The organism is Bacillus sp. FSL K6-1000 (assembly GCF_038630785.1).
GTDB lineage: Bacteria > Bacillota > Bacilli > Bacillales > Bacillaceae > Bacillus > Bacillus safensis.
The window spans coordinates 2222971-2240769 of record NZ_CP152042.1; the positions used below are offsets into that span (position 1 = coordinate 2222971).

Here is a 17799-nt window from a genome sequence, read left to right on the forward strand (position 1 = left end):
GTCCTCCTTCTTACACTTGCTCCATTAGTTGATACATTGGTAAAAGAATAGATAAATACACGATGAGTATAAGAAGTGCCGTCACACCATAGATCACCGGCTGCAGCCAAGACATCCATTTTTCAATTTTCAGCTCTGCATTCTCTAATAGAAATTGGCTGTACGTGTACATTTCTCTTGCTAGCATCCCGCTTGCTTCACCATGTTTGATGATGGCTGCAAAATGTTTTTCGAAAAAAGGACTCACGCTTACTTGATGTGCCATGCTTTCTCCTTTTCTTAACTCATCCATCATTTGTTCACCTATTTCTTGAAGAAAAGGTAAGTAGCTTTGCTGTTTAAAAGCTTGCAAACCCTCGTACATCGATAATCCAGCCTGAAGCAGTCCGCTTAGCTGAAGAGAAAAAAGGTATGTATGCATCAGCTGCATCCCTTTATATAAAAAAGGCAGCTTACTCATCACCCTCAATTTCTCAAGCGTCGACTTTTTCCTAAAAAACAAAGCATAATAGCCGGTAAGACAAATACACAGACAACTGGTGATGAGCAGAAAAGCATGAAGGAATTGAAACATTCCAAACATTCCTTGAATCAGCCAAGACATGCGGGTATCCATCGATGAGTACAAAACAGAAAATTGAGGAATGATCATATTCTGAACGAGTATCAGCACGACCAAAACCGTGAAGATGAGGAAGAGCGGGTAACGCAACATGCGTTTAAACGTGTCTAACTGCTTGACTTTTTTCTCTAAAAAACGGGCGCTTTGTTCTAAAGCACGGGCTAGACTGCCATGCTTCTCAGAAAAACATAGTATGGCGATGACTTCCCGCTGAAAATGGAGTCGCTCGAGCACCACATAAAAAGGCTCGCCTTCGTGCAGCCACTGAATACCTAGTTTTAATTGCTGCCGCTGTTGTTTTGATAACTGGATATTCACCATCACTAATGCCTCAATCAATGTATATCCAGCCTGAATTAATTGAGCCAGTTTTGATAGGCATTCAGCTTGGTCCTTTTTAGACCATACTTTAGAGGCTCGCTTCTTCATAAACCCAGCGATGGTAAGTGTTTTTTGATAAATAGCCGAGTGCCACTCCTTTACGAATTAATCTTTGCAGTGTTTCATATGACGAGTGAGCATATTCTCCTTTAGCCTCCTTGATACACTCACCAAGCTCTTTTCCGAACAGCAGTTCAAATACATTTGTTCGTCTGATCGGTCGATTTAATTTACAGTAAAGCTGACATATTTCTCCGCAAAAAGGACAGGTGAGCTCGATTAATCGCTGCGCAGCAATCGCAACCATCGTTTGCTCAAGTTCATTCATCGTGACACCAAATTCAAGCATACGATAAAGGGCTCCTTTTGCATTTTTTGCATGGAGCGTACTCAATACTAAATGGCCTGTCAGTGCTGCTCTAATCGCCGTTCTGGCCGTTTCAGCATCTCTTATTTCTCCTAGCACAATCATATCTGGATCATGTCTTAAAATAGCGCGTAATCCTGCGGCATATGTGATGCCGGCTTTTTCATTTACTTGAACCTGTAACACTTCTTCATTTCTTGTTTCCACAGGATCTTCAAGCGTAATAATATTTCGGTTGAAATTCTTTTTTGCAAACTGGATCAGTGAATAGAGGGTTGTTGTTTTCCCCGAATTGGTTGGACCGGTAAATAAAATAAGCCCATGCGAATGCTTCAAAAATGACAATAACCTGGCTGAAGCTTTCGGAAATAGTGACAGGTGTTTTATTTTCGGAACATGATCCTGCGGCAATATTCTAATCACTAAACTCTCATCATTTACAGTTGGTAAGGTAGACATTCGAATAAACACCTGGCCGCTTCTTAGCACCACAGCTAATGACCCATTTTGCGGTCTCCTTTTTTCCCCGATATCCATAGAAGATAAAAATTTAAAATGAGCAATGAGCCGCTCGCCGGTTTTTTTATCAATGGTTCGCTGCTGGATTAAATCTGAGTCTACGCGGAAAGATACCAACGCTTCCTTTTCTTTTGGGACAATGTGCACATCAGATGCTCTCATGCGGCATGCTTCTTCTAGCAGCTCTTGCCTTAAATATTCAATCCCATACAAGTGGATCACTCCTTTCATTGATCACATTGTAGAATGGAGGAACCTGAATGACAAAAGAGCATTTTATGATTTTCATGACTAATAAAGCATGAAAACCCTCAACTCAAGATGCATCACATCATTTTTTAGAAAAGAGCATATAAAAAAACCTGACTTTTACAAGTGCAGGTTTCTTCGTCATGATGTGGCTTCTTGCTGCTGCTCTTCAAAAATGCGAAATCCTCTTTTTTCTAAAGCTTTTGCAAGGCTGTGTTCTGTATTTACTTTTGAGAAATCAATGCCGAGTTTCACTACAGTTTGAGCGATCTCTGGGCGAATGCCTGATATAATCGTCTCAATTCCTAATAGCTTCGCACTATCGACCACTTTAAACAGCTGATAAGCAACCATCGTATCAACAACGGGAACGCCAGATATATCAATAAATAAGTGCGTTAGGCGCAGTCTTGAAGCCTGTTCTAGCACGGATTCCAAAATGATTTTAGCCCGGTACGTATCGATTTCTCCGATCAATGGCAAAATCCCGATTTCCTTTGATACTGGAATAACAGGGGCACTCAGTTCTTGAATCATCTCTCTTTGTGCATTCAGCTGACTGAGTGTCACGCGGTCATACTCTTCTGATAAACGCTCAATCATATCATCAAATGTGGCGTGAAAGTGCTGATTCCATTGACACACATCTTGCAGCGTCACTTCAAGCTCTGTTTCTTGGGTGAATGTCTCAATTCTCGAACAGAAAATGTGGCGGAAAATCTTAAATTGTCCAATGATCTCATATAACGGCACCTCGTGCACTGCTCGATCACGAGCAATATCAACAGACCACTTTTTCAAATGGTTTTCTACTTTGTCTGACAGTGTCACAAGTGTTGCTGCAATGGTTTGAATAAACGCTGTGTTCTGTTCCTTCAGCTTCTTTTCCGTTTCCTCTGAAGCATGTTTAGAATATAATGAGCCTTCTTCTGTTCTTGTCTTTAGCCATTCTTCGGTCATGACAGGGGCTTCTTTTAGGATAAATTCGTATAATTGCTTTGATTTTTCATTTCTCATTTATTTCTTTCGCTCCTTTTGCACTTAAAACTCGTGACATACAATTTTTATGTATAAATGACCGTAGATGGTGAACAATATCATTACACGTTTGATATTGGGCTATAGCCAAGTGGTAAGGCAATGGACTTTGACTCCGTGATCGTTGGTTCGAACCCAGCTAGCCCAGTTCAGCACAAAAACGAAGACGGCTGAAGCATGTTTCAGCTGATCTTCGTTTTTTATTAGGAAACTGATTGATGAATCGCTTTCTTTTTTGATATTTTCATGAGTTCTCCTGGATTATAACCAACTACTAATTTATTTCCATCAATGATGATTGGTCTTCGAAGCAGTTTTGGTTTTTCAATGAGAAGCTGCAAAACCTCGTTTACTTTTAAGTCATTAATATTTAAATTTAAGCTTTTAAAAGCTTGACTTCTTGTGGCTAAAATTTCATCCATTCCTTCTGTTGTTAAAGAAAGAATCTTTTTTAATTCATCTAGAGTTGGCGTTTCTCTGAAAAGGTGACGCTCTTTAAAATCAATTTGATTCGCCTTTAACCAATGTTTTGTTTTGCGGCAAGACGTGCAGCTTGGGTATGAATAAAAAGTAATGTCACTCATTAGTCTTCCTCCTTAGGTCGTTAACCTTTTCTCTTATGGAGTAAGTACCCTCATGTTTTTCAGCATAAACACTTTTTCATCATTTTTTCAAAAAAATTTTTTCTACATTCAAAATAAATTGTTCACACGTTGTCAAAAATGTAAATGTTTACATAACAAGTGGTGATCAGCTATAATATGAATCAAAGGGGTTTTTTAAGGGGAGGGAAAGAAATGAATCGCATGTTCCGCGTGCTTGGCTTTTGGACGGGTATTTTTGCTGTCATGTTCTATTTAGGACATATGAAAGATGCATCGCTGCTGTTCTTCGGTCAAACCGTTCTTTTTGTATTTTTATCCTACTTGAATTTATCCGAAAGAATGTATATTTACATTTTCGGAGCGTACTTGACGATTTTCTTTGCCGGATTTACATATTATTCGATTTTCATCATGGTTCCCGGTACCGGACATTAATTGAAAAAAGCATCTCTTCTAAAGAGATGCTTTTTCATTTAAAGAGAAAAACCATTAATAAACGGATTTTGCTCCTGCTCTGTTAGCACAGTCGTTTCCCCGCCATGCCCGCTTAAAACAAGAGTTGATTCTGGCAATGACAATAATTTATGATGGATTGATTGAAGCAGCACTTCCTGACTGCCGCCTACTAAATCTGTTCTCCCGATGCCGCCTTCAAATAGCGTGTCACCAGAAATAACAAAGCCCTCTTCCGCCGAATAGTAAGACACACTGCCAGGTGAATGCCCAGGGGTATGGAACATTTCTAATGTAAACGACCCAATTTGAAGCGTTCCTTCTGTCGTAATCAATTTTTCAGCTTCTTTGACCGTAATTCCATTTCCAATCAATCGAGCTGAACCGTTTAATTCAGCGTTCGTGAGCCATTCTTTTTCATTTTCGTGTACATACAGCGGCACTCCCCACTCATCGCGTACCTCATCTGCCGCACCAATATGATCAAAATGAGCATGTGTCAATAAAACAGCAAGCGGTTTGAGCTGTTTTTCTTTTACATAGGAAATTAGCTTTTGCGCCTCACCGCCTGGATCAAAAATTAAGCATTCTCCCTGCTCGTTTTTCCAAATATATGCGTTCGCTTGTACATAGCCTAGTGGCATTCTTCTCCAATTCATTTTCATCACCTACTTTATTCATTCTTTTTTATTATGAAGGCTATTCAATAAAAATTCAAACAATCGTCAACTGGAATCTACTCGACAAGCTTTATGAAAACGGTTAAAATGAAAAGAAAGGAAATCAAGGGGATTGATGACAAAGGGGGACTTTCACATGATGCTCGTCATTATTTTTGGTCTAGTCACGATTTTAGCTGCGCTCGGTATCTATCGCTCACTAAAAAAAGTGAACGTACTTGCCATCGCTTTTGCTGGCGCTACATTTTTGGTTTTTGGATGGTTCACTGTCATGACCATCATCTATAGCGGTTATCCAACTGCACATTAAAAGCCTGCATATAGCAGGCTTTTTTTATTGATTTAAATGCTTATTCACGCTTTCTAATTTGCTTGTAAGCGTTGTGGTTTGATCCCGCCTGTCATCGATGCGAATATTGGTCGCTACTCGGTGCAATCCCTTTTCAAAAGGGGCTTCATGAATGCGCTGAATGACCTCAAATAAAATGGATAATTCGCCTTCAATTAACGTATTCATCGGTGTTAATTGATATTTGATTTTCCCTTCTTGTTGAAAGCCTTCTAAAATTCTTTGTACATCTGCTACGTAAGCACTGACACTTGGTGTTTCAGTGCCTATCGGAATGATGGTGACGTCTGCTATAGCCATCGTTTTTCCCCTTTCAATCAAATTCTCATGTTTTCTCGTCCTCATTGTAACCTATCTTCAATCAATCATGCCATGCTCACGTTGCGTTTACGGCAGGTTTGTCTCGTTCTATCGTCAAATCCGCCCTCTCTACCTTTCCGATCTTTGTAAACAAAAGCAGGCATATACCTGAAACAGCTTCAATGATGCCGCCAGCCGCAATGACATACCCAGACCCAAACAGTGTTGCCATATAACCGCCAATGAGGGCGCCTAAAGGAATCATCAAGAAGGAAATCATGTTGATAATCGCGTACACTTGCGGCTGATCCTCTGCCTTTACTGACAATTGAATCATCGTATGTTCGGGTACGTTAACTGCACTAATGGCTGCTCCTAAAGCAAAAGCTGATATAAACACAAGTGGTAACAATGCGTTCATACCTGTGATGAAGAAGGCGATTCCATCAACAATCCCAGCACCTATAAAGAGCAATCCATACCGATTCACTTTTATCTTTGTTAAAACATACCCCATCAAAAAGGCGCCTAGTGCGGTTGTGACTTTGATGAATGAATAGACGACCGGTCCACTATGTAAGTCTTCAGTTAAATAAATAACAGACAATGCTTCCCATGGTGCCGCAGCAAAGTTTGAGCAGACACAAAAAATGGCTAACGGAAACAAAATATGATGGCTTCTAACAAGTGAAAAACCTCGAATTAATCTTTTGCCATAAGATAATCCTTTTTTGGCTTTATCGATGATGGCTTCTGTTTGATATGAAATCATGAACACCAATAAAGCGGACAAAAGATAAAGAGGAATGATCACAAGCATTGTATAGCCTACGCCTACAAATGCAATCATGACACCACAAATCGTTACCGTCACAAGTCTTACGACATGACTTGCTGATTGGATGGTTGCATTCGCCTTTTGTATGAGGTCCTCATGGACAAGCTTTGGAATAATCGATACAGATGCCGGTTCGTAGGAGCCTCCCGTCGCCGAATGAAGCAGCATGCAGCCAATGATGAGGACTAATGGTGTGAAACCATAAAAGTAACTAACCACGATCACAAGAATAATCGCTCCTCGTGTTAAATCAGCAAAGCACATCCAAAATTTCAATTGATGCGGCTTCATCATAGGCGTAATAAATGGTCCAACAATCGCTTGAGGGACAAAGCTGACCGCAATAAAAAAAGCTGTCCCTATTGCTCCTTTCCCTCCTAGTACCAAAAGCCACAAGATGGTGTTGAAAGATAAACTATCCGCTGTAATTTTGCACATTTTAGAAACAAATAGATAAGTAAAATTTCTTTTCCACAGGCTTTGAGCACTCAATAGTCGACATCTCCCTAAATCATATCCTTTTTTTTACATCCATATCTTTCACAATAGCTTACAAGAAAGCCTTCGTCAATTACTTCAACATTGTTTTTATTGACCATAAGCAATTGATTGTTGCTCCAATATGAAAAAGCACCAGACAGGTGCTTTTAACACTTACACGCTTCCCATAAAAGCCGCTTTGTTTTTTCATAAATCGAATCAAATTGATCCATGGAAAGAGGATTTTTCCCTAGACCAAGCTCAACTGTATAGCCCTCATTATGAAATTGATAAATAAACCAATCGCGATAGCCTGCATAGCTGTCGAGATATTGGATCGGTTTGTAGCCGCTCACTTGTTCGAATCGTTTGACCATTTCTTTTGAGATGGCTGGCTCATGGCCAAGAAAACCCCAATAAATCTCTTCTCCTTGTGTATGAAGGGCAATCAGCCGGTCAAATCGTTTTCGCAGCGCAAGATTTGCCATCGCTTTCGCTTCTGGTTCTGTTAATGGCTCGCGCCCAGGATAATCCCGGTAGGACGGTGCCTTCGACTGATGACGATAGTACTCGATCTCCCAATAAGCAGGGAATTGATTGTTTAAATCCACCCCTCGAATATTTGCTTTCCATTCCCGGTAATCGGAATATCCACCGTTTAGCAGTGTGAATTCTTCACGATGAAGACCTAGTGACTCCGGTCCATTACGAACCAAATCCACTCCATCTGGATTGACCATTGGCACGATGGATAAAGCGGTGGTCTGCAGAATATGAACCGCTTCATAATGTCTTGCCTGAACCGGGTCAGACGCTGCTAAGCAAAGCGATTTCAACCATTTTAATAAAACAGACGTCGTGATCCATTCATTTGCATGAAATGTGGCATTGAGATGAATAGAATGTAAATGCTGAACAGGCTCTGTTCGGATTTCATAAATAGGTGTATCAAGCACTGAATGACCAATGACGCTGATATGAAGAAAAGGAAATACGGCTTTCAAGCGGCTCAGCTCTTCTTCTAATTGAGCGCTATCATATTCAAATGTTCCATTGATCCAATCATCGGATTGCTGCAGTCTATAAGGCGCAATAAATCTCTGCACATCACCGATGGAATCAAATTCATGGACTCCTTCTGGAAGTCTATATCCCGGTAAAAGAAGGTCATCAGTGCTTGTTTGATTAGATAAATGAAAAGCAGCTTTGCCAATACCAAGCTGCTTTGCCACAGCATCCCTCTCCGCTTCATCCAGCTGCCATTCAATTTTTCCAAACGACGTTGTCTTCATTTACATCCCTCCTCTCATATTATATGAGCCGTCAGGCAAAAAAAGAAAACCTCTGCTTCTAAAAATAGCAGAGGTTTTTTCATCTATTAGGACGCCTTTTTCAGCTCCGTTTCACCTTCTTTTTTGGATGGTGAATGGTCCGGGCTGTTTCGATCATAAAATCTAAGGAGATCTCCGTAGATGATTTGATCAGAGAATTGAAGCTCCTGCTTCGCCTTCTCTTCATAAGACTGACACACATTTTTATCATCTGCTGGCTCGCCTGTCTCTTTATTGTAGCAAACACCATCTGTAAAAATGCTGTCCTTCGTAATAAAGCTTCCATCACGGAGTACTGTAAAGTCATTCGTATCTTTCGATAAAAGGTCATGACCAAATTGAATTTGTTTACTTGTATCAATGCCTAGAAGATTGAGTACAGTTGGACGGATATCGACCTGACCACCTACCGTATCAATTTCTTTTGGATGTTGATCCGTTACCCCTGGAATGTGTACAACAAATGGGACTTTTTGAAGCTGTACTTCTTCAAATGGCGTAATCTCTTTATTTAAAAATTGTCCCATGGCTTCGTTATGGTTTTCAGAAATTCCGTAGTGATCCCCATATAAAACAAAAATGGAGTTATCGTATAACCCAGCTTCCTTCATCTTTTTAAAGAAAAGCTTAAGGGCTTCATCTTGATAACGCACTGTAGGGAAGTACTTGTTCAGCGTTTTACTCTTTGAATCATATTCATCAATGAGCTTATCTTCTTCATCTAAATCAAAAGGGAAATGGTTCGTTAATGTAATCAATCTCGTATAGAAAGGCTGCGGGATCGATTTCATTAATTCAGCGGACTGCTCAAAGAACGGACCATCTTTCAGTCCCCAGCCAACTGAGTTTTCTTCATTCACATCAAATGATTTAATATCAAAGAACTTGTCGTAGCCAAAGCTATCGTAGATAAGATCACGGTTCCAGAAGCTTTTGTTATTCGCATGAATAACAGAAGAGTGGTAGCCCTCATCCTTTAACAGCTCAGGTGTCGCTGTAAACTCATTACTTGGATTTGTGAAGAACACAGCCCCTCTTCCAAGTGGATAAAGAGAATTATCTACAATAAACTCTGAGTCAGATGTTTTCCCTTGACCTGTTTGGTGATAAAAATTAGTAAAGTTATAGCTTTTCTTGATCAATTTGTTTAAAAACGGAGTAATTTCTTTCCCGTTTAATTTTTCATTGATCACGAAACTCTGTGTAGATTCAAGTGATACAAGAATGACATTTCGTCCTTTTGCTTGACCAAATGTTTTTTCATTACGGTCTGTTTGATTTGCGCTTACATAGTTTTCAATTTCAGTTAAGCTATTGCTGTCAGCAAGGGCTCGTTGGGCGGACTGCTTCGATTGCAATACCCCGTCATAAATATGAAAGTTATATAAGCTGATATTTTTCACCAGCATCTCACGGTCAAATGAGCGAGTAAGCAGTTCTGGTCTTTCTGTTTCAGCTAAACCAAGGTTAAAGAAAAATGTAGCTGCCACAAATAAGTAATATGCTGCTCGTTCTTTTCGTGAAACTGTGACATCTGTTCTAAAGGAAGGCTGTTTTTTATAGAGCCAAATTAAAATGATGATATCAACGAACATCAGTAAATCGACTGGTTCAATTAAAGAGGTAATACTTGACCCGAGGTCACCCATATTGTTTGTTTGAAATAGGACGGGGATGGTTAGAAAGTCACTATAGAATCGATAAAACACAATGTTGGCTAACAAAATGAATGTCAGGATAAAGCTTGTCACGATGATATATCGATTTCGATTTTTCTCTTTGAAAAATAAACCGATACCGAAGATAAACAAGAGAAAGCTAAGCGGATTAATAAACAGGATAAACTCCTGCATGAAATTTTCAATTTTAATATTGAAGCTAGATTTATAGATAACATAGGTTTTGACCCACATCAGCAATGTCGCAATCAGTAAAAATGAAATCGCCTTTAATCTTTTCTTTCGCATTGTAACCTCCTTATGCTAAGCGCGCACCCAGGCTCAGGATATACCCTAATTATTGGTGCTTCTAGAAAAATAACTAAAGTATATCTTATCCTGTATATGATGGAAAATCAATGTCTTTTTCCTCATGACAAACTTATGAATATGCTAAACATTCAATTTCATGCCTATCTATCGCTTTTTTTAATAAAAATGACATCATTATGACTTTTTTGTTCAAGACAGCCATTTGGTTTTTGCCATCCATGCACCGCCGATGACACCCGCATCGTTTCCGAGAGATGCAATCACCACTTCGACATCGTCTGCGCAAGGCGGGAACGCATGTTGTTTCACAACGCGTTCTACTTTACTGCGAAGAAGCTCACCTGCTTTTGAAACACCGCCGCCAATCACAATTTTCGTTGGGTTTAAAGCACTAGCAAGATTCGCAAGGACAAGTCCAAGATGTGTCGTCACTTCTTCTACGACACGCATTGCAAGGTCATCTCCGTTTTCTGCCGCTTCAAATACATTCTTTGCTGATAGCGAAGCGAGCTTGCCAAGTGAAGATGTATGCTGCTCGGTTTCTAATTTACCCTTTGCAAGCCGGACGATGCCAGTTGCAGATGCGATCGTTTCAATACAGCCTGTTCTTCCGCAGTTACAAGGTGCTCCTTGAAATGGAACGGCACAAATATGGCCAATTTCTCCGCCAGCTCCTGTCTCCCCTTGAACAACTTCACCGTTGACGATGATGCCGCCGCCAACCCCCGTTCCAAGTGTGACCATCAGGATATTTTTTGCGCCATCTCCTGCACCCTTCCACATTTCACCGAGTGCAGCAATATTCGCATCATTTTCAATGACAGATGGAAGTCCTGTCTCTGCCTCTAGGTGATCTTTCAACGGATAGTTTGTCCAGCCCAGATTCGTTGTTTTATAGACGATTCCAGATACTTTATCTACAGGTCCAGGTGCACCCATTCCGATCCCAATAAGTGCTGATTTCGGCATACTGATCTCAACCAGTTTATGGTCAATTGATTTGGCAATATCGACTGTGATCGTCTGCCCGGATTTATCCGTAGGAATCTCCCACTTATGCTGAATTTCACCATATAGATTAATGAACGCAAGCTTAATTGTCGTACCGCCAAGATCAATACCTACAAACCAATCCCCTGTCATATGCCCTCCACCTTCACATTGTTTTTCGATTTAGTTTGGCTAACTCCATTTGAAGAATCGTCATTGCGTTTGACCATTCAGTCCGGTCAATGATGCCCGATGTATACATTTCCTTCAATTCGTCTGCCATAAATTCTAATTCTACTTCACGATCTCCGAAATACACATAATTTCCAAATCTCATAAGCAGCTGCTGTACATCATATAACGTTTTCATTGTTTCCACCATTTCTTCTCATCAACAGATAGGATAAGCGTATTCATAAATGCGCTTTCAGTCAAGTCATTCAACGTGTTTGACTATTTTCGATATATTGTTTCAGCTTTAAAAATTGATCATTTTGAGGATCTTGTTTTAATGCTTTCGCTAATAGATCATCTGCTTTCGCTGTCTCTCCTTTTTCTACGAATAACAACGATAAATGATACAGTTTATTTGGATCATCTGGATCTTTTTCAAGCGACTTTTGTAAAAATTGAATAGCCTTATCAAGTTGGCCCTGCTGCGCTTCCGATAGTGCATAAATATGAAGTGCCTCAGCTGATGCATCTTTTTCGTGTACATATTCCTCTAGTCGTTCACTTGCTTCGCTATACTTTTTCTCATCAAATAAACTCGCTGCCTCACTTGTTGCCGCTGCTTCCTTTTGATTATCTGAATGAAACCCTGTATACAATCCAAAACCACCAATCAAGAGCAAAGCAGCAGTCGCAAGAAGCATTTTGACAGGCTGCGTCTGTTTAGGAAGACGGACAGCTAATGCAGCGAAAAAGCCGCCAACCAGACCGCCAAGATGCCCTGCGTTATCAATACCTGATACAGTGAAGCCTATTCCTAGGTTAATGAGAATAATGACAATAATATTTGTCCCCATCGTCCGAAAGAAAAGCTTTCGGTTTGAGATAGCTAAATATAACAGTGCCCCTAAACAGCCAAAAATCGCGCCTGATGCTCCGGCTGCAATTGCCGTATTAAACACAAAGCTCGCTATGGAGCCAAAAATGCCAGAAATCAAATAGATGAGCAAAAATCTTCCTGACCCATAAATTCTCTCAACAGCCGCTCCAACTGACCAAAGAGCAAAAGTATTAAAGAGTAAGTGCGTCAAGCCAATATGTAAAAACATTGGTGTTATCAGGCGCCACCATTCACCCTCTAAAATCAGCACATTATTTTTAGCACCAAATGCAGTTAAAGTTGCCGTATTGGTACTTCCGCCAGATAGCTCAAGTAAAAGAAACATCACCACTTGGACAGCGATCAGCAAGTAGGTGAAAATGGGTCTGCCATTTTGAAACACGGCCCGTTCTCGTTCACGCTGTTTTTCCTGATCATCAAATGCCTGGAGCACGTTCCTTTTAAGCTGCATTGCATCCTCAGCTGTGTCTCTCTTCGCTTCTTCTACATCAACTGCAAGAGATGTATTCAGCCATTTTTGCAGTTCGTTTATATCGTTTTGAAGCGTGTCTGCATTGAGTAACACAGGAGTAACTGTCACCTTATTCTCTTTTTGCAGCTCACCGTTTAAGTCTTCCCAATCATCTACTGGAACATCAGTTGTAAATTGCAGCTGCAAGAGATGAAGCGATCGTTTACGCATAGCTTCTCTCAGCTGATTGATCCGATATGTTTGCTCCTCGATATCTCGAACGATCTCCTGTCTGAAATTCACATCTTTTCTATACAGACGAATGAGATCATAGCCTGAGTTTCGTGGTGCTTCAAAAAATATTTCATCTTCTGGGTACGGACTTTGAATCATCTCGTATCCTTTTTGTCTTAGTTCATCAACAACTCGCCAAAATAGACTATCTATGACATTCATACATTCGCGCTCCATTTTTTACATTATTATAGCAAGAATCGTTCTGATCCGCATTTCAAAACAAAAAAATCCCGGCATTTGCGGGATTAGAATGCTTGGCGAATAAATTTCGTCCGAAAATATGGGATTTTCATCAACCATTTAATCAAAAAGTGACGTACTTGATTTTGGCCTAAAATCAAATTCATGAGCCGATAACGATTTTGCACGAGAACGAATGCAAACAGTGTGAACACAATGCTCCAAATCATTTTATTCATCATATTCCCTCCTATGTTCGTATCGTGGCTTAAATAGGATTTGTTTATGCATGAACCAACATTTTTATCGCCTAAAACCAGGCCTTCACAATCTAATCCCTTGTTCTTTTGATTGAATATAATAAACCTCTCCGCACTCTGATTGATCATAAGAAACGTCAAATTGATGAAGGTCGATTAAATCCTTGAAAGTATGAGGCAGCTTACAATACCGCTCTAACCCCTCCACCTTGTGCGGGAAGTAACTGTCGTATGGATTTGGTGTATGAACATATACAGCGTCTAAACCAGGGTCATGCTCGTGAATACAAATCCAAGTTTGGTATGGCTTTTCAAAGCCTTCAAGCTGTTTTAGCAGCCTATGATATAAAGCGATATGAGCTTTAATATGCTCTCTTCTTATTTTTAAGCTATTTTCCCCGACTCCAAAAAAATCAAGGTGCGTATGCGAAAAAGAGAACCACGAATCGTGGTCGAGCGTTAATTGATAAGTATTCACTTCCTCCCACATATTACGGAAGTATCTTTTCTTTCCACGGAATTTTTTCAAAACATATCCCCCCGTCAGCTAAAATGCTTTTTAATGAAGAATGTTGATCGCTATCGTTCATGTGACTTTTGATCACACACAAGACCTTCGCTCAACACAAAAAGCCCGTTCATACGTATAAGCAGCGGACTTTATTTTGGATATATGGTACCTTTCTCACTGACCATGATGGAGACCGGGATGTCGTGCGTTTCAGCCGGAATTTGCTCGGTTTGCTGTACAGTCAAACAAAGGGCAAGGGTTTCACCGTGATAATCAGCTAAGTAGCGGTCATAATAGCCGCCCCCATATCCGATACGGTAGCCTTGTCGATCAAAGCACACCCCAGGCACAATGATCAAATCGATTGATTTTTTAGATGCAGCGGCCGACGCCATAGGGTCGGGCTCCAATAGCCCAAAGTAGCGGGATATCATCTTCGTTTCTGGTGTATATTCATAAAACGTCATCTCTTTTGTTTCCGGAAAACAGGTGGGTACACATACTGTTTTCCCCTCCTGCCATGCTTTTTCAATGAGAGGCATTGTTGGTACCTCTTTTCCTCTAGACATGGTGAGGGCAATCGTATTTGCTTGTTTCCATGCTGGCAGCTGAAACAAGTGCTCATGAAGTAAAGCGGTGCTTCGCTCGAATTCCTCAGCACTCATCTGTTCCAGCTTGGCTAATGTTTGAAGGCGGAGTTCCTTTTTCACACAGATCATCTCCCATCATAAAAAAACAGCAGGAAAATTCCCTGCTGCTTACTTTGTTTCACGATGTAAAGTTTGTTTTTTATCACGTGAGCAATACTTTTTGAATTCAACGCGATCTGGATTGTTTCGCTTATTCTTTTTAGTAATATAGTTACGCTCACCGCATTCAGTGCAAGCTAGAGTAATATTTACGCGCATGTTTTTCCCTCCAAACTAAAATCAATTCACATTCAGACCTAACTATAATACCACTTCTAGCTTAGGAATGCTAGAATGTTTTTTCACCAATTTCAATTTCAGTGCAATCCGCCTGCGTTCTGATCTATATCGTATGATCATTTCATGAAAAATGGCCTGCTCCCCTATAAAACGTCAATCTTTGTCGTACTGTATACATGAGAAACCCTCTTTTATTTTGACAGCGAGCAAGATTTTCATACTCGTTTTTCATATAAAAAGAAAAAAGATGAAAAAAAGGTGATTTTTTCAGCAATTCCTTTTGAAACTAGCTTTTTTATGGTATAAAAAAGAAGGGTCGAAAACTGTCTGAAACAATCATGAAAGCCTTTTATGGTTTTCAGCATTAAAATACGAATAAAAGGTGATGAAACATGGAAATTGCAATTATCGGATTGCTTGTTGTCAGTATCGTACTGATCGCATTCTCATATTTTCAAAGAGAGCCGATTAAAGAAGTCGAGCAGGAACTTGAAACACTTCAACTATCTGCAATGCAAGAAATCTATAAACTGAAAAAGAAAATGAAGGTTCTTGAAGAAGAATTGCTTGAAACAAACATCGTCGTCCGCAAACATTCAGAAATTGATCCATCTATCGCAAGACAAATCATTTCAAAGCATCAAAATGGCATGTCTCCTGAGGCCATTGCGCGCGCTGAGCATGTATCTGTAGATGAAGTCAACATGATCATTAAAGACAACGAGAAGGTGCTTGTATGACGAAAAAAAGCATCCAAACGTTTGCGGCAGGTATGATTCTTGCAACTGGTGTTCTGGCAATCGTTTTTTTCCTCACTGGAAAAGATGAAGCGACGGCTGATACGACCACAAAAGAAACGCTCGCAGCGAAAGTAACAGACACTGACGTGAAAAACTATTTAGACTCTAAAAAAGAAGTCTCCGTCAGCCGTGAAACATATCAGCAGCTTCTTGATTATAAAGAAAAAGCACTGAAAGCAAATGAAGACGGCGATTCTAAAAATGATAAACAAACATCAGACAAGCCTAAAGGCAAATCGGTCAAATTCGTTATTAAAAACGGGATGAGCACAAGTGATGTTTCAGACATGCTTGAAAAGGACGGAATCATCAACTCGTCTAAAGATTTTAATGATTACGTGATTGACGCCGGCTACCATAAAGAAATTCGTGCAGGCAAGTTCAATCTAAAAACAGGGATGACGTTCAAACAAATCGTCAAAGCCTTAACAAAATAACAACAAAAACCCCTGGCGGCGCTGACCTCCAGGGGTTTTTATTATCCAAATCGACCAGATATATAATCATTTGTTCTTTGATCATTTGGCTCAGAGAACATCACATTCGTATCATTGATCTCAACAAGCTCCCCCATTAAGAAGAAGGCTGTTCTATCTGATACCCTGGCCGCTTGCTGCATGTTATGCGTCACAATGGCAATCGTGTATTTCTCTTTTAATTTCATAATCAGTTCTTCAATCTTTAATGTGGAGACAGGATCAAGCGCTGATGTTGGTTCATCCATTAATAAAATATCTGGGCTTGTGGCAATAGCTCTTGCGATACAAAGACGCTGCTGCTGACCGCCGGAAAGACCTAATGCAGGCGCACTTAAGCGATCTTTCACTTCATCCCAAAGGGCAACATCACGAAGCGCTTTTTCAGCGATTTCTTTCAATTGCTGCTTGCTCTTCACCCCGTGAATTCTTGGCCCGTAGACGACATTATCAAAGATAGATTGAGGGAATGGATTCCCTTTTTGAAAGACCATGCCGACGTTTTTACGCAGTTCCACGAGATCGACGCGGCCTTTTAAAATATTGTCACCGTTATACATCATATCCCCGGTGATTTTCACACCTGGCACTGTTTTGACCATGAGATTTAAGGTCTTGATAAACGTTGACTTTCCGCAGCCGGACGGACCGATAATTGCTGTGACTTCATGCTCTCTTATGTCTAAATCAATATGCTTGAGTGCGTGATGCTGTCCGTACCAAAGGTTCATATCATTCACACGAAACACTTCTTTTTTGGCTGTTTCAGTTGCTACTGCATTCATTAAAATTCACCCGCCTTATCCAAATCGACCATTGATATAGTCTTCTGTTTTTTGCTGCGCAGGACGTGTAAAGATACGTTCAGTGGCATCATATTCTACTAGATCACCGTTTAGGAAAAAGGCCGTATGATCAGATACACGTAACGCTTGCTGCATGTTGTGAGTCACAATGACGATCGAATAATCATTTTTCAATTCTGATAATAACTCTTCAATTTTTGCATTTGAGATCGGGTCTAGGGCGGAAGCAGGTTCATCTAATAAAAGAACGCTAGGCTTCATCGCAAGTGTACGTGCAATACAAAGGCGCTGCTGCTGACCGCCGGATAATGACAAAGCTGAGCGGTGCAGACGATCTTTGACCTCATCCCAAAGCGCCGCTTTTGTTAAGCTTTCCTCTACCGCATCATCAAGCACTGATTTTCTTTTTTCTCCCGCATACTTTAATGCATGGGTAATGTTATTGTAGATCGATTTAGGAAATGGGTTTGGCTTTTGGAAAACCATGCCGATTTCTCTTCTTAAATTGACCACATTAATGCGGTCATCCAAAATATTGAGCCCTTCGTACATGATCGCCCCTTCACTTCTCGCACCTGGGATCAAGTCGTTCATGCGGTTAATGCTGCGTAAAAAGGTTGATTTCCCGCAGCCAGATGGGCCGATTAATGCGGTAATTGCGTTCTTCTCAATTTCAAATGAAATGTGATTGACCGCTCTTTTTTCCCCATAATAAATGCTTAAATCCTGCACCTGTAAAATCTGTTCTGCTTGAAGTGGAGCCTTTTTTGCTGCAATCTCTTTTTTTTCTGCTAGCATTTGAACCATATCCCCTTCACACCTTT

The 17799-nt window shown here is 40.3% G+C and carries 22 protein-coding genes and 1 tRNA gene; 5 read left to right on the top strand and 18 right to left on the bottom strand.

Features of this window, described 5'->3' with window-relative positions; translation table 11 throughout:
- Positions 1–10: 10 nt before the first annotated feature.
- The 3 genes from comGB to MHI46_RS11430 all read right to left on the bottom strand — a co-directional run bounded on the left by comGB (position 11) and on the right by MHI46_RS11430 (position 3155).
- Positions 11–1051 (bottom strand): competence type IV pilus assembly protein ComGB, encoded by a 1041-nt coding sequence (gene comGB / locus MHI46_RS11420; RefSeq protein ID WP_260774217.1) that lies wholly within the window; start codon positions 1049–1051, stop codon positions 11–13.
- A complete protein-coding gene (gene comGA / locus MHI46_RS11425) occupies positions 1032–2102 on the bottom strand; it encodes a competence type IV pilus ATPase ComGA (protein WP_260774219.1) in 1071 nt (356 codons plus the stop codon). Before comGA ends, comGB begins: the two co-directional genes overlap by 20 nt.
- A 177-nt stretch (positions 2103–2279) precedes the next feature.
- Complete coding sequence (locus MHI46_RS11430) at positions 2280–3155, bottom strand: STAS domain-containing protein (RefSeq protein WP_047202296.1); 876 nt, start codon at positions 3153–3155, stop codon at positions 2280–2282.
- 98 nt (positions 3156–3253) lie between these two features.
- Between MHI46_RS11430 and MHI46_RS11435 the strand changes: the two genes are divergently transcribed.
- Positions 3254–3324, top strand: a tRNA-Gln gene (locus tag MHI46_RS11435).
- 55 nt (positions 3325–3379) lie between these two features.
- On the opposite strand, the gene MHI46_RS11440 is transcribed toward MHI46_RS11435, so the two are convergent.
- Positions 3380–3760 (bottom strand): Spx/MgsR family RNA polymerase-binding regulatory protein, encoded by a 381-nt coding sequence (locus MHI46_RS11440; RefSeq protein ID WP_007501232.1) that lies wholly within the window; start codon positions 3758–3760, stop codon positions 3380–3382.
- Positions 3761–3973: 213 nt separating this feature from the next.
- Here MHI46_RS11440 and MHI46_RS11445 point away from each other — a divergent pair, with 213 nt between their 5' ends.
- The gene (locus tag MHI46_RS11445) at positions 3974–4216 is read left to right on the top strand and encodes a DUF2626 domain-containing protein (RefSeq protein ID WP_003217440.1); all 243 of its coding nucleotides are present in this window, start codon (positions 3974–3976) and stop codon (positions 4214–4216) included.
- 38 nt (positions 4217–4254) lie between these two features.
- Here the strand turns inward: MHI46_RS11445 and MHI46_RS11450 are convergent, their stop codons facing one another.
- Complete coding sequence (locus MHI46_RS11450) at positions 4255–4893, bottom strand: MBL fold metallo-hydrolase (protein WP_064497601.1); 639 nt, start codon at positions 4891–4893, stop codon at positions 4255–4257.
- A gap of 157 nt (positions 4894–5050) precedes the next feature.
- On the opposite strand from MHI46_RS11450, the gene MHI46_RS11455 reads away from it, so the two are divergent.
- Positions 5051–5224, top strand: a complete 174-nt coding sequence (locus MHI46_RS11455) for a DUF2759 domain-containing protein (RefSeq protein WP_003217333.1) — start codon at positions 5051–5053, stop codon at positions 5222–5224.
- A gap of 24 nt (positions 5225–5248) precedes the next feature.
- On the opposite strand, the gene MHI46_RS11460 is transcribed toward MHI46_RS11455, so the two are convergent.
- The 11 genes from MHI46_RS11460 to rpmG all read right to left on the bottom strand — a co-directional run bounded on the left by MHI46_RS11460 (position 5249) and on the right by rpmG (position 14872).
- On the bottom strand, positions 5249–5563 hold the full coding sequence (locus tag MHI46_RS11460; protein WP_034319597.1) for an MTH1187 family thiamine-binding protein: 315 nt from the start codon (positions 5561–5563) through the stop codon (positions 5249–5251).
- A 76-nt stretch (positions 5564–5639) separates the two neighbouring features.
- Positions 5640–6893 carry an MFS transporter gene (locus MHI46_RS11465; RefSeq protein WP_260774229.1) on the bottom strand — a complete coding sequence of 418 codons (1254 nt, stop codon included), beginning with the start codon at positions 6891–6893 and terminating at the stop codon, positions 5640–5642.
- Positions 6894–7048: 155 nt separating this feature from the next.
- Positions 7049–8173: a M14 family metallocarboxypeptidase gene (locus MHI46_RS11470; RefSeq protein WP_064497602.1), complete on the bottom strand. Its 1125-nt coding sequence runs from the start codon at positions 8171–8173 to the stop codon at positions 7049–7051.
- Between the two features lie 86 nt (positions 8174–8259).
- On the bottom strand, positions 8260–10179 hold the full coding sequence (locus MHI46_RS11475; RefSeq protein WP_064497603.1) for an LTA synthase family protein: 1920 nt from the start codon (positions 10177–10179) through the stop codon (positions 8260–8262).
- 213 nt (positions 10180–10392) lie between these two features.
- Positions 10393–11346 (bottom strand): ROK family glucokinase, encoded by a 954-nt coding sequence (locus tag MHI46_RS11480; protein ID WP_064497604.1) that lies wholly within the window; start codon positions 11344–11346, stop codon positions 10393–10395.
- A 13-nt stretch (positions 11347–11359) separates the two neighbouring features.
- Positions 11360–11563, bottom strand: a complete 204-nt coding sequence (locus MHI46_RS11485; RefSeq protein ID WP_008342322.1) for a YqgQ family protein — start codon at positions 11561–11563, stop codon at positions 11360–11362.
- Between the two features lie 70 nt (positions 11564–11633).
- A complete protein-coding gene (locus MHI46_RS11490; protein ID WP_059374625.1) occupies positions 11634–13172 on the bottom strand; it encodes a rhomboid family intramembrane serine protease in 1539 nt (512 codons plus the stop codon).
- Positions 13173–13258: 86 nt separating this feature from the next.
- Positions 13259–13432 (bottom strand): hypothetical protein, encoded by a 174-nt coding sequence (locus tag MHI46_RS11495; RefSeq protein ID WP_162473402.1) that lies wholly within the window; start codon positions 13430–13432, stop codon positions 13259–13261.
- 85 nt (positions 13433–13517) lie between these two features.
- Entirely contained in the window at positions 13518–13982 is a 465-nt protein-coding gene (locus tag MHI46_RS11500) for a hypothetical protein (RefSeq protein WP_099663441.1), read from the bottom strand.
- A 131-nt stretch (positions 13983–14113) separates the two neighbouring features.
- Positions 14114–14674, bottom strand: coding sequence for a 5-formyltetrahydrofolate cyclo-ligase (locus tag MHI46_RS11505; protein ID WP_260774237.1), 561 nt, complete (start codon positions 14672–14674; stop codon positions 14114–14116).
- 48 nt (positions 14675–14722) lie between these two features.
- Positions 14723–14872 carry a 50S ribosomal protein L33 gene (gene rpmG, locus MHI46_RS11510; protein WP_008360061.1) on the bottom strand — a complete coding sequence of 50 codons (150 nt, stop codon included), beginning with the start codon at positions 14870–14872 and terminating at the stop codon, positions 14723–14725.
- A gap of 413 nt (positions 14873–15285) precedes the next feature.
- On the opposite strand from rpmG, the gene MHI46_RS11515 reads away from it, so the two are divergent.
- On the top strand, positions 15286–15633 hold the full coding sequence (locus tag MHI46_RS11515) for a hypothetical protein (RefSeq protein ID WP_024422989.1): 348 nt from the start codon (positions 15286–15288) through the stop codon (positions 15631–15633).
- Positions 15630–16130, top strand: a complete 501-nt coding sequence (locus MHI46_RS11520; RefSeq protein ID WP_039179985.1) for an endolytic transglycosylase MltG — start codon at positions 15630–15632, stop codon at positions 16128–16130. Before MHI46_RS11515 ends, MHI46_RS11520 begins: the two co-directional genes overlap by 4 nt.
- 41 nt (positions 16131–16171) lie before the next feature.
- Here MHI46_RS11520 and pstB (MHI46_RS11525) read toward each other — a convergent pair whose 3' ends face one another.
- Entirely contained in the window at positions 16172–16954 is a 783-nt protein-coding gene (gene pstB / locus MHI46_RS11525) for a phosphate ABC transporter ATP-binding protein PstB (protein WP_039179987.1), read from the bottom strand.
- Between the two features lie 15 nt (positions 16955–16969).
- Positions 16970–17773: a phosphate ABC transporter ATP-binding protein PstB gene (gene pstB / locus MHI46_RS11530; RefSeq protein WP_170825867.1), complete on the bottom strand. Its 804-nt coding sequence runs from the start codon at positions 17771–17773 to the stop codon at positions 16970–16972.
- Positions 17774–17799 lie beyond the last annotated feature (26 nt).